General features: G+C 46.7%; 13 protein-coding genes and 1 other annotated feature. All 13 genes read right to left on the minus strand.

The window, feature by feature from the left end:
* Positions 1–101 precede the first annotated feature (101 nt).
* Positions 102–1,730, minus strand: coding sequence for a LysM peptidoglycan-binding domain-containing protein (locus tag MHI52_RS24355; protein ID WP_405157803.1), 1,629 nt, complete (start codon positions 1,728–1,730; stop codon positions 102–104).
* A gap of 195 nt (positions 1,731–1,925) precedes the next feature.
* Positions 1,926–2,810 (minus strand): branched-chain-amino-acid transaminase, encoded by an 885-nt coding sequence (ilvE, locus tag MHI52_RS24360; protein WP_017692630.1) that lies wholly within the window; start codon positions 2,808–2,810, stop codon positions 1,926–1,928.
* Positions 2,811–2,958: 148 nt separating this feature from the next.
* Entirely contained in the window at positions 2,959–3,831 is an 873-nt protein-coding gene (gene pheA / locus MHI52_RS24365; protein ID WP_340934692.1) for a prephenate dehydratase, read from the minus strand.
* Entirely contained in the window at positions 3,828–4,796 is a 969-nt protein-coding gene (thrB, locus tag MHI52_RS24370; protein WP_340028530.1) for a homoserine kinase, read from the minus strand. The genes pheA and thrB overlap by 4 nt, the downstream gene beginning before the upstream one ends.
* Positions 4,793–5,863: a threonine synthase gene (gene thrC, locus MHI52_RS24375; RefSeq protein ID WP_405157804.1), complete on the minus strand. Its 1,071-nt coding sequence runs from the start codon at positions 5,861–5,863 to the stop codon at positions 4,793–4,795. Before thrC ends, thrB begins: the two co-directional genes overlap by 4 nt.
* Before the next feature lie 115 nt (positions 5,864–5,978).
* Entirely contained in the window at positions 5,979–7,265 is a 1,287-nt protein-coding gene (locus MHI52_RS24380; RefSeq protein WP_017692626.1) for a homoserine dehydrogenase, read from the minus strand.
* A 58-nt stretch (positions 7,266–7,323) separates the two neighbouring features.
* Entirely contained in the window at positions 7,324–7,761 is a 438-nt protein-coding gene (locus MHI52_RS24385) for an ACT domain-containing protein (protein WP_017692625.1), read from the minus strand.
* Between the two features lie 228 nt (positions 7,762–7,989).
* On the minus strand, positions 7,990–9,300 hold the full coding sequence (gene obgE, locus MHI52_RS24390; RefSeq protein WP_036673545.1) for a GTPase ObgE: 1,311 nt from the start codon (positions 9,298–9,300) through the stop codon (positions 7,990–7,992).
* A 17-nt stretch (positions 9,301–9,317) separates the two neighbouring features.
* The gene (locus MHI52_RS24395; protein ID WP_235193928.1) at positions 9,318–10,115 is read right to left on the minus strand and encodes a Spo0B domain-containing protein; all 798 of its coding nucleotides are present in this window, start codon (positions 10,113–10,115) and stop codon (positions 9,318–9,320) included.
* A gap of 90 nt (positions 10,116–10,205) precedes the next feature.
* Positions 10,206–10,517, minus strand: a complete 312-nt coding sequence (gene rpmA / locus MHI52_RS24400) for a 50S ribosomal protein L27 (protein WP_017692622.1) — start codon at positions 10,515–10,517, stop codon at positions 10,206–10,208.
* Between the two features lie 23 nt (positions 10,518–10,540).
* Positions 10,541–10,870: a ribosomal-processing cysteine protease Prp gene (locus MHI52_RS24405; RefSeq protein ID WP_036605912.1), complete on the minus strand. Its 330-nt coding sequence runs from the start codon at positions 10,868–10,870 to the stop codon at positions 10,541–10,543.
* A 14-nt stretch (positions 10,871–10,884) separates the two neighbouring features.
* The gene (rplU, locus tag MHI52_RS24410) at positions 10,885–11,196 is read right to left on the minus strand and encodes a 50S ribosomal protein L21 (RefSeq protein WP_017692620.1); all 312 of its coding nucleotides are present in this window, start codon (positions 11,194–11,196) and stop codon (positions 10,885–10,887) included.
* Between the two features lie 14 nt (positions 11,197–11,210).
* Positions 11,211–11,295, minus strand: a sequence feature (ribosomal protein L21 leader region).
* Positions 11,296–11,351: 56 nt separating this feature from the next.
* Positions 11,352–12,602 carry an Rne/Rng family ribonuclease gene (locus MHI52_RS24415; RefSeq protein ID WP_127548270.1) on the minus strand — a complete coding sequence of 417 codons (1,251 nt, stop codon included), beginning with the start codon at positions 12,600–12,602 and terminating at the stop codon, positions 11,352–11,354.
* Positions 12,603–12,635: the final 33 nt, after the last annotated feature.

Genomic DNA, 12,635 nt, shown 5'->3' on the forward strand with positions numbered 1-12,635 from the left:
AATGTTCACTCAAGTAAGCGGGAAGCCAGCTCTCTATTACAGAGCTGGCTTCCCGCTTATATAACAGGTCCCTCACTTATTCATCAATCACAATCCTCAGGTTAGTTTTGTATCCATGGATTACGACGCTTTTTATCGGATTTCCGTTGGTTGGAAGTAGCTGCACCCTCTCTGGATGTTTTCCCGGACACGGATACCTTGGATTTATTCTTCAGAGGAGCCTTGCTTGTTCTGCGTTTTGCAGCGGCCGGCTTATTCCCTGCTTGCTTAGACTTCCCTTCCGAATCTGATCCAACCTCTTCAATTGCTACCTGACTTAAGTTAGCGTCTTCACGCCCCCCTTTTTTGCCACCCTTCCCTTGCCCCTGAGGAGGATACATTTCACCAAATGCTCCAAGCGGGGACGGGGGAACCATGTTCTGAGTAGGGTACGGATTCTGATAAGCATACTCAATAGGCTGGTTTGGCATCGTTGATGTGGACATTTCAGGCGGCATACCGTACGAAGGACCATACATATTCCAAGCCGGATCCTGATAACCATGAGAAGGATAAGTATACTGAGGCATATGTGTATGTGAGCCACATCCGCATGGAGGGTACGGAAGCATTGAGTATGGAGATATGAAAGGCGGCTGATGATTCATATGACTAGGTGCTGCATATGTTGGGAATGGACTATTCACTTCGCCAGCTGGCGCAATCGGAAATGAGTTGTTTTGCATTTCTGCGGACAGATTCGGCATAACGTTATTGTGGTTATAACCCTGATCCGCGCCAGTCCACGGACTGTTAGGCAGATCACTGCCACTATAAGGACTAACTTCCGGAATCCCTGGAAACGACGCATTGTTACTCGCTCCAGCCGTGTACATGTCTTGCTGAGCACCATACACCTCTTGTACAGAAACCGGGATTTGAACATAAGGGTGCTCGGCTGGCGCATGATGCAACTTATTACCACAACCACAAGGTTTTTTCGTTGCTGGTGCAACCTCAGTTGGAGACTTTGTATTAGGCATTACAGGCAAAGGCATAATTTCAGGCGAAAGATTAGGCATTGTGTATTTCTTCGATTCTGCTACCGGTTTTACATAAACTTCGGGTTTAACCTCTTCTTTTTTGTGCGTTTCCTTTTCGGGTTTCACTTCAGGAAGCTCCGGTAACTGCGGCAGTACCTCCAATTCAGGCTTCACATTCGGCTTCTCCGTATTGGCTGGTGGTGGAGCAGGAACTGGGACTGGAACTGGAACCTCTGCTACCGGAGCAGGAGGAGTTGGCATAACTGGAGCCGGTGGTTCCGGTTCTTTGACTCCCGTGTATTCCTTACCTTCAGGTGACAACTTTTCATGAGCAGCAATGTTACCGGCACCCGAATTAGATGTGCTGTTTCCTTGTGCGTGCATAGAAGGGATATAAACTGTCTCCCCCACCAGCAGAGCGTTCGGATTTTTCAACTGTGGATTGGCATTGACCATGTCTTTTAAAGGAACTCCCCAGGCTTGTGCCAACTTCCATAACGAATCTCCTTGTTGCACCTTGTGACTGTGGAGCACACCCTCCGGTTTCGGTGTTACTGGCTCTGCAGGGATTTTGACCTTCATGCCAATATCCAGCTTGTCGGGATTTGTGATTTGCGGATTAGCCGCGATCAATTTTTCCAGCGCTACATTGTATTTTTGGGACAGCAGATATAATGTGTCGCCTTTTTTCACCATGTGTATTTTCACAGGGAACTAACCTCCTAGACGTCATACTTGGGCAGTACATTCGCCCATACCGTTACTACATCCTATGCAGAAACCGGGCTAATGACATCAACTAAACAAAAAAAATCCTCCTGTCTCCAAAATCCCCATACACCAGGTATGCAGAATTTTATCGGACAAGGAGGATTCCTGTTCCCTATGTTATGCAATTCTAACTTAAGATTCCCACACTTTATATCCATCTTTGTCAACAATCTGACGGAATGCTTCCAGCAGTCTCAGCGTTACCGGACCTGCTACTCCCGTGCCAATTGTTCTTCCATCGACTTCATATGCAGCGATAACTTCTGCAGCTGTCCCGGTGAAAAAGACTTCGTCTGCGATATACACATCATGCAGGGTGAATGGCACTTCTTTTAATTCAAGCTCCAGTTCGCCACATAGATCGATAATCGCTTGACGTGTAATCCCTTCAAGTGCTCCGAGATAACAAGGCGGCGTGTACACTACACCATTTTTGATGATGAAGATGTTATCACTTGAACCCTCAGTTACGTAACCTTGGGAATTCAGCATAATTGCTTCACCAGCACCTGAATAGTTAGACTGGATTTTAACCAGGATGTTATTCAGATAGTTTAACGATTTAATTTTTGGATTCAATGCGTCTGGAATGTTCCGGCGTTGGGATACCGACACGGCTTTCAATCCAGTAAGATACGCTTCCTCCGGATAGATCGCCAATTGCTCCACGATGATGATTACGGATGCCTTAGGGCAACGTAACGGGTCCAACCCCAGATTACCAGGGCCACGCGATACAATAAGACGAATATAACCATTACGCATATCATTGCGGCGCACCGTTTCAGCCATGACTTCCAGCATCTCATCAATGGACAGCGGAATGTTCAAACTAATGGATTTTGCCGAATCATACAAACGATCCAAGTGGGCCTTACATCTGAAAATATTTCCGTTATAGATCCGAATACCTTCGAAAATTCCATCTCCATACAAAAATCCATGATCATATACCGAAACGGTTGCGTTCTCCTTGGTCACATACTGACCATCCAAATAGATCCATTGTTCTGCCACTGATGACTGCACCTCCATAAAATATCCATTCCCTGTACTCCGAAACGTTATTAACCCGTCCATTGTACACCAAATGACAAGCCATTACTCGCTCATTCTACCCCGACTTATGACAACCTTCTAACATTCCCAAACACCATCAGGTCAATTATCTCGAAGGATATGTATAACAAGGATAGCTACCCAGAACGCGCACCTGACAATTCAATGCTTCAATTTCCGCCATGGCTGCGGTAAGCAATACCGAATCGACCGTTTCCACAACATCAATGTAAAAATAGTAACTGCCCAATCGTTTCTTCGTTGGACGAGATTCGAGACGGGTCAAGTTCAGCTTCCGCCATGCAAAAGCCGACAATACCTGATGCAATGCACCCGGTGCATCTTCTGGCAACGTCACCAGCAAGCTGGTTTTTACATGATCCGGTTCACGTGGAATGTTCACAGGTTCATGGCCAATGAGCACAAAACGGGTGTAGTTGTTGTCATGATCTGTAACCCGTTCAGCCATAATGTCCAGACCATGCTTCTGAGCAGCAAGTTTGGTACCAATCGCTACCCAGCCCTTACCTGGATTTTTTTTCACAATTTCTACAGCTTCGGCTGTACTGTTCACACCTTCAAGATCCGCCCCGGGTGAATGCAACCGAATAAAATTCTGACACTGCGGAATAGCCACAGGGTGAGACATGATCTTGGTAATTTTACTAAAATCATACTCGCCGCTCTCCGTCTTAAATTCCGAGCCATGTCCAATGACATTCTGGATGGATGGGTATACCCACTCCGCTTGCATCGGAATGTCCACTTCATTTACAAGCCAGTCCATATGAAGACTAACGGAACCCTCAATGGTATTTTCAATCGGAATGACGCTGTATTGTGCATTCCCGCTATCCGTTGCTCTAAACACATCCGAAATCAGCTTGGAATGAAGCAAATCTAATGGTTCCCCGTTGAAAAGGAAATCAATTGCCTCATGAGAGACTGAGCCTTCAGGTAATACTGCAATTCGTTTCATGCATTAACTTCCCCTTTGATTCTGTCCAGAAAAGGACGTTCGTCTTGATCAGGCAGCACGGTTACACCGTCCAAATCCGGATCGAGCCACAGTGCAGAAGCAGATATGCCCTCCCGCTCCATAGTGTCCAGCAAATATTGTTCCAATCCCGCTTTCCGGGTGTCATGACGATCTACCAAAGTCAATACGGTCGGGCCAGCTCCGCTCAAGGCAGCTCCCAACGCTCCATGATCAACAGCATGTTCCAATATCTCAGCCATGCCTGGCACCAATGATGCCCGATATGGTTGGTGAATTCGATCTGACATCGCCTTCTGAATCATATCCAGTCGTCCACTCGCCAAAGCGGCAACGAGCAGTGAAGATCTGCTAATGTTATACACCACATCAGACATGCCAAATTGCTCTGGAATTACATTCCTTGCTTTTGAAGTAGACAGCTGGAATTCAGGTACAATAACCAAAGCCTGCAGATCCTGGTGTGGTTCAATACGTATATGATCTACCTGTTGACCATTCCATACAGCCGTAATAATACCGCCATACAGAGATGCTCCCACATTATCAGGATGCTTCTCGAGGGATGTGGCCATATCCAGAAGCTTCGCATCGGATAAAGGAGAACCAATTAATGCATTCGCTGCTGCCAATGCACCAACGATGGCTGATGCACTGCTCCCGAGTCCCCGCGTAAGCGGAATATCGGAATACATGGAAATCTCCAATTCAGGGATGGATACCCCAGCTTCATTGAATACCATCTGTGCCACTTCGTAAATCAAATTCGATTTATCTGTTGGCAGGCCTGTCAAATGATTGCCGTGAAGATGAAATGACGTCTGCTCGGCAGGTTTCATTTCCAACCAGGCATACAAAGACAATGCCATGCCCAGGGTATCAAACCCCGGACCGAGATTGGCTGTGCTTGCAGGTATTTTTACGGTTACCTTTTCACGCAAACTCATACAGATTGCTGCTCCAGTTGTGCAATAGCCGCCATTACTGCTTCTTCCGTATCTTCAACAACAAGTGGCTCAGTCGCTACTGTTTTGATCGCAATATTAGGATCTTTCAGGCCATTACCTGTCAGTACACAAACGACAGTCTCTCCGCCTTTAAAGTACCCTTCACTCTTCAGTTTGTATACACCGGCAAGGGAAGCCGCAGAAGCAGGTTCAGCAAAGATTCCTTCCCGAGAAGCAAGTGTACGATACGCTGTCAGAATTTGTTCATCCGTTACATAGTTGATCTGTCCACCAGATTCCTCAGCTGCAGCTACCGCCGTTTTCCAGCTCGCCGGATTACCGATTCGAATTGCTGTTGCTACCGTTTCAGGTTCAAGGATCGGCTCACCTTTGACAATGGCCATCGCACCTTCTGCTTCGAAACCAACCATACGTGGAAGCGTGCTGGACTTGCCTGCCTCTTTATATTCTTTGAAACCTTTCCAATAAGCCGAGATATTACCCGCATTACCGACTGGAATAGCCAGAACGTCAGGCGCTTCGCCAAGTTGTTCAATTACTTCAAACGCTGCTGTCTTCTGTCCTTCAATCCGGAACGGATTCACAGAGTTTACAAGCGTGATCGGATGTTTGGCTGTGATCTCACGCACAATATCCAGTGCACGGTCAAAGTTACCATTGATCGCGATCACCTTAGCTCCATAGATCATGGCTTGGGCCAGTTTACCCAGTGCAATGTTGTTATTCGGGATCAGTACGATACAATTGAGGCCACCACGTGCGGCGTAGGCCGCTGCAGCTGCTGACGTATTACCTGTGGATGCACACATGATCGTACGGCTGCCTTCTTCCATAGCTTTGGCAACTGCCATAACCATACCGCGGTCTTTGAAAGATCCCGTAGGGTTCAAACCTTCATACTTGAAATAAACATTCAAACCGAGTTCCTCAGACAGATTCTCTGCATGAATCAACGGTGTATTTCCTTCCTGAAGCGTAAGCAGGGGTGTATTTTCATTAACTGGAAGGTGCTCTCTGTACGTTTGCAAAAGTCCTTGATATCTCATTGTGGGTAAACTCCTTTATGTTTTAATAATCTGGAATGATGACCTGTTGAACCGGATATGATTAACTTGTACGTTATAACTGAAATAATTGAGATGCCGTATGGGATAAGGACAATTATCCTTCGACCCGGTAGACACTCTTAATGCGGCGAATGACGCTGAGTGATTCAAAATGTTTTAACACTTTATCCATGCTTGCCTTACTTGCATTATGTGTAACGATAATGATCTCGGCATCCGGGTTGTGCTCATTCGGCTGTTGAACAACCGACGCCAGACTGACATCATATTCTGCGAAAATTTGTGTAATTTGTGCCAATACACCGGCTTTATCGTCTACGTGTAGTAAAATAAAGTTTTTCGACACGATCTGCTCGTCGCTTTGCAGTCGCTTAATCTTATAAGGCACAATTGCTTTGAGACCGTTCACGCCAAGTTTAAGGTTTTTGGTAACCGCCACAATGTCAGCTACAACCGAAGTTGCCGTTGGGAGTTCTCCCGCACCCGCACCGTAGAACATCGTCTCCCCTACAGCTTCACCGTGTACATATACTGCGTTGAACACACCGTTGACTGAAGCAATCGGGTGATTCTGTCTAACCATTGTCGGCTGAACGCTGATCGTGATCTCATCGCCAATACGGTCCGCAATACCAAGTAACTTCATCTCATAGCCCAATCTTTTGGCATACATAATGTCTTCTCGAGTTACGGAGGATATTCCTTTAACGGTTACATCCTTCAACTCCACATTGGTGCGGAAACCGAGTGTACTCAATATCGCCATTTTGCGAGCTGCGTCAAGTCCCTCCACATCGGAAGTTGGATCGGATTCGGCGTATCCCAGAGCCTGTGCTTCAGCCAGTACTTCTTCATAGGATGCACCTTCCTGACTCATTTTGGTCAGAATAAAGTTCGTTGTTCCGTTCACAATCCCCATAATGCGGGTAATCCGATCAGAAGAGAAACCTTCAATCAGCGTACGAATGATCGGAATCCCTCCAGCAACACTCGCCTCATAGAACACGTCACATTGTTTTTCCTGTGCCTTCGCCAAAATCTCTGTACCATGCAGTGCCATGAGATCTTTGTTTGCTGTTACGATATGCTTCCCACGTTCCAACGCTTCAAGAATATACTCCTTCGTCTGATCAATGCCGCCCATGACTTCAACGATGACATCAATATCCGGATGACGAATGACTTCCCAAGGATCTTCCGTAAGCTTGGCACGGTCTACAGCAATAACACGTTCTTTCTCTGTATTTTTCACTGCGATCTTCTCGATGACAATCGGCGATCCAACCTGACTGCTCAGATCCTCCTGATTCCCTTCCACAATGCGAACGACTCCCGTTCCGACAGTTCCCAGACCCAACAATCCGACTTTTACCGGTTTCACTAACGATCTACCCCCTAATGTCTATTCTTGTCCGTCAGTCCTGTATGTTAAAGCCTAATTACCCTTGGCCTACAATACGTGTACGTCTTACTCCAGGCATATCTTGCATTCGATCCAGCATTTCACCAATTTCGCCATGAAGATGTGTCGTTTCCACCGAAATGACAACATTGGCTCTTCCTTGAAGCGGGATACTCTGATTAATCGTGAGTACGTTAGCTCCATAACCAGCTACATGTCCAAGCACACGAGACAAGATCCCCGACTGATGCTCCAGATCAATGGAGATCGTTACAATTCTCTCGCGCTCAAGCTGGTTGATCAGATGAATTCCATCTTTGTACTTGTAAAAGGCACTCCGGCTTAATCCGACCTGTTCAACCGCCTCATGCACTGTTTTAACATCCCCAGAAGCCAGTAGTTCTTTTACCTGCATGGTCTTCACCACTGCCTCTGGTAAAATATCTTCCCGTACTAAGTAATAGCGTTCGTTCACAGAACGTCCTCTCCTCAAAGACTCATGTATTCATATAGTGGACATTATATAGGATCTATGACAAAAGGGCAATACATGACACGCCTATTTTTTGAAATACGTTCCTCACAGTATACAAGTTTATCCCTCTCCCATGTCAGGAAAAAACAAAAAAACGCAGAGTTGCGGGTCAACTTCCCACTCCTCTGCGTTCCTATATCAATCTGTCTCTCCACGGAAGACGGCTACTTAGTAGTAACTGCTGCCTTCCACGAATTCGAATTCAAAGTCTCCAATACGAACGATGGTGCCTTCTACAGCTCCGCGCTTACGCAACTCAGCATCCACACCCATATAACGCAGTGTACGTGCGAGTTTCAGTATAGCCTCGTGCGAGTTCAGTTGCATCCGTTTCATCATGCGGTCAATCTTGGCACTTTCGACAACGAACATTTCATTCTCACGCACAATTTTGAAACCATCGTCTTCTTTTTTGTCCAGACTGTATACTTTACGTTCAGATACATCTGCTACCTCTTCAACCACTCGCTCGTCTGGAGCCTGATCCAGCAGATCAGCTGCACGATACAGAAGTTCTTGAATCCCTTTACGAGTCAAGGATGAAATTGGCATCACTTCAATATCAGGTTGCACTTCACGAACTTGCTGTAAAAATTGCTCCAGGTTCGCTTCAGAGTCTGGCATATCCATCTTGTTAGCTGCTACAACTTGCGTTCTCTCGGCGAGAAGCGGATTGTACAACTTCAATTCGTCATTGATTTTCTGCCAGTCTTCAAAAGGATCGCGTCCTTCCGAACCCGACATATCTACGACATGAACAATAATACGAGTACGCTCGACATGACGCAGGAACTCATGTCCCAGTCCGACTCCTTCATGCGCACCTTCAATCAGTCCAGGCAGATCAGCCATGACAAAGCTTCGGCCTTCTCCTACACCGACTACACCCAGATTCGGTGTAATGGTTGTGAAATGGTATGCACCGATCTTTGGCTTGGCTGACGAAACGACAGAAAGCAATGTGGATTTCCCGACACTCGGGAAACCAACCAGACCAACATCTGCCATCACTTTCAGTTCGAGTACGATGTAACGCTCTTGTCCTTCTTCACCGTTCTCAGCAAGTTCAGGTGCAGGATTGTTCGGTGTAGCAAATCGGATGTTACCTCGTCCGCCCCGACCACCACGAGCAATAACAACCTGTTGACCGTGACGTGTCATATCCGCCAGTACTTCTCCACTGTCTTCATCCAAGATGATAGTTCCTGGTGGAATGCGCACAATCATGTTCTCCGCGTTTGCACCATGCTGACTTTTGTTACGTCCCTTCTCACCACGTGGGGCCTTAAAGTGACGCTGGTAACGAAAATCCATCAACGTACGCAAACCTTCATCCACGCGGAAAATGATGTCAGCTCCTCTGCCTCCATCGCCCCCGGCAGGTCCGCCGTTTGGTACATACTTCTCACGACGGAACGAAATAATTCCGTCCCCTCCGTCTCCGGCTTTTACATAAATCTTCGCTTTATCTACAAACATTGGTTAACCCCTTCTTCCTATATTCCACACGGCATTCTGAATTGTATAAACGTATCCTCAGACGGAAACTGCTCCGTTCTGACTTTTTTTCCTTTGAGTACGGCAGTAAGCTGCCGCAGTGTTTCCGGATCGGGTGTTTGATCCCCGTCCAGTCGGACAACCACATCTCCATGATCCTGTCCGAAGTTTAAGGTCAGTTTGCGAACCTCTCCCCAAGAAGACCGGCCGCCGCCATATTGATAGGCCCTGATTGCATCAGCAATCGCCCCGGTAAGTGACTCGCCATCCTCGGGAGAGACCAGAGCACTAAGCTGCAACTCATCTTCTATTTCCACATGCAAGTCCAGCGCAATTCCACTGGCACGAAAAGACTGAAGATAAAATACGAGGGAAGGAATACCTAATCTGGAGATTCGGCTTTCTTCTGTAACCCGCTCTTTTATTCTTTCCACACATTGCAAGGATTTATCAAGTTTGCCCAGTCGAAGATATCCATATAACACCTGAAGGTCGTTCATCCAGTCGTGTCGATGATGATTTAATGAAGCAATTGCTGTTTTTTCCATGGATTGTATGATGGCTCTGCGTTCCGCCTCCGCCTGTTTCTTCATCGCATTCACAGAAATGAGCAATACTGCGACGGACCACAATGCGCACACGACGCTTGAGATCATCGCCGGATACAACATAACGAAAACCAAAGGAATCAGAAGTGAACATGCCGCAATCCACGGCACTCTTTTCCAAGATTTCATGGCTTCTCCCCGTTCTACAAAACTCGGTTGGTCTACACCCACCGTAACCAAGTATAACATGTCTCTTCTGCCAGTTCATTATCGAATAACCGTTGAATACAAAAAACCTTCGGCAAAAATGCCGAAGGCTCCTTAGGCGGAATGCCGATATTACGCTTCTACTGCTGCTGCTACAGGAGCAACATTAACAGGATAGATGCTTACTTTTTTGCGATCGCGTCCCCAACGTTCGAATTTTACAACGCCGTCGATTTTCGCGAACAAAGTGTCATCTTTACCGATGCCAACGTTAGTTCCTGGGTGAATTTTCGTTCCGCGTTGGCGAACGAGAATGCTACCACCAGTTACAGTTTGACCATCAGCACGTTTAACACCCAGACGTTGAGCATTACTGTCACGTCCGTTCTTCGTGGAACCTACACCTTTTTTCGATGCGAATAACTGAAGATTTAATTTCAACATGATTGGTTGTCCTCCTTCTTTGCTTATTTGAATTGCTGTATTTTAATATACTTCCCGTATGACTCTGCAATATTAGAGAGCATAACCACCATGGATTCGAGTAACAATTGTACCTGGGACCAGGTTTCCCCTCTCTCTAACAAAGGTAAAGAACCGCTTAAAAAGCCATTCTTCATCTTGGCATCCATTTCGACACCGGTCAATGTTTCAATCGAGTTCACCGTACCCACTGTAACAGCGGATACCCCGGCACATACGATGTCTTCTCCCCGCTTGGCAAAATTAGCATGCCCTTCAATGGAAAAACGTTCGATGTTCCCGTCCTCATCACGAAAGATTTGAACGATAATCACTTATCGCACCTTCTTTACGCTTTGATTGTTTCGATAGTTACTTTAGTGTACGGTTGACGGTGACCTTGCTTCACATGGTAGTTCTTTTTAGGTTTGTATTTGTATACGATAACCTTTTGTCCTTTGCCATGTTTCTCCACTTTAGCCGTTACAGTAGCTCCGGAAATCAATGGTGTACCTGCTGTCAAACCTTGATCGTTAGATACAGCCAGGACACGGTCGAACGTTACGCTTTCGCCATCGTTCGCAGTCAATTTCTCGATGAACAGAACATCGCCCTCTTGGACTTTGTACTGTTTGCCGCCTGTTTCAATAATTGCGTACATTTGCCTTGCACCTCCTCATGTCTCAGACTCGCCCGTTCTCAGGTGACAGTGTCCTTGCGGAACTGTTCTTATACCCGGCCAGTGCGGTTACAGCATGTGCAAGACCATTAGGCTAAACACATACTTGAAGATTATATCACGCAATATATCAAAAATCAATGCAAAGGTGAAATATATCTTTTTCCCGTTCCATGGCAGGAAGAACACGGCTCCACATAGGGCAACGTACTTTCTTCCCGCACTTTCTTACGGGTAAGTTCGAGCAAACCCAGTTTGGTCCAACCCATTACAAATGCTTTGGTCCGATCCTTCTTGAGCTCACCCTCCAAGGTTGCTGCGACTTCATGCCGATTCGAAGCTTCCTCCATATCAATGAAGTCGACAATAATCATGCCACCGATATCCCGCAGGCGCATTAGACGGGCAATCTCCACTGCTGCCTGTATGTTGGTCTCTGTCACGGTCTCTTCCAGACTGTCACCGCCTGCTCCCGTATATTTACCCGTGTTCACATCCACTACAGTCAGAGCTTCGGTATGATCAATAACAATGTATCCGCCTCCGGGCAACCACACTTTCCGAGCAAAATCCTTATTCAACTGTTCCTGCACACCATAGGCAGCAAAGATGGATTCTGTTCCCCGATACACCTGTACTTTGGGTTGATGACCAGGACTAATCTCTTCGAGCAATGCTTTTACCTCACGGGCTTGTCCTTCACTATCAGTGATGACTTCGTCACTCCCTGGCGTATACACATCTCTGATGATTCGCTGTACCATGCTATGATCCCTATGCAAGAGGCTTGGTGAAGGCAAACTGTCCGCTTTTTCACGAATCAGATACCACTGCGAACGTAATGTTTCCAAGTCCGACTTAATGGCTTCATGCTGCTCTTCTCCAGATACGGTCCGAATAATAAGTCCTTCTTCATCCCGCCTCAGTTGCTCCCCAAGTGCCTTAAGACGGGAACGATCCCCTTCACGGGCAATTTTCTTGGATACCGCTACATAGTCAGCAACAGGCATGTAGACAAGCCAACGGCCCGGGAGTGAATAATGAGTCGTCACCCGGGCTCCCTTGCCTCCTACCGGTTCTTTCAGAACCTGAACAATGACTTCCTGACCCGGACGAAGCAACTCCGAGATGGAAGGCTTCACCTTGGGCTGTTTCTCCAGATGGGGATGCAACACATCGTCCACATAGAGAAACGCATTCTTTTTCTGACCAATATCCACAAAAGCAGCTTGCATACCTGGTAACACATTCACGACCCGTCCCTTGAAAAAGGAACCCAGCAGTCCACGATCACGTGTACGCTCTGCCGTAAATTCCACAGCTTTGCCTTCTTCCAGAAGCGCCATTTGCATGAGGTTATGTTCATTATGTACTATCATTTGTTTCATGGCTTCACCTCTAGAAGACAATTCAAATCATCC

The sequence above is a fragment of the Paenibacillus sp. FSL H8-0283 genome, from assembly GCF_045040675.1.
In the GTDB taxonomy this organism is placed as follows: Bacteria; Bacillota; Bacilli; order Paenibacillales; family Paenibacillaceae; genus Paenibacillus; species Paenibacillus amylolyticus.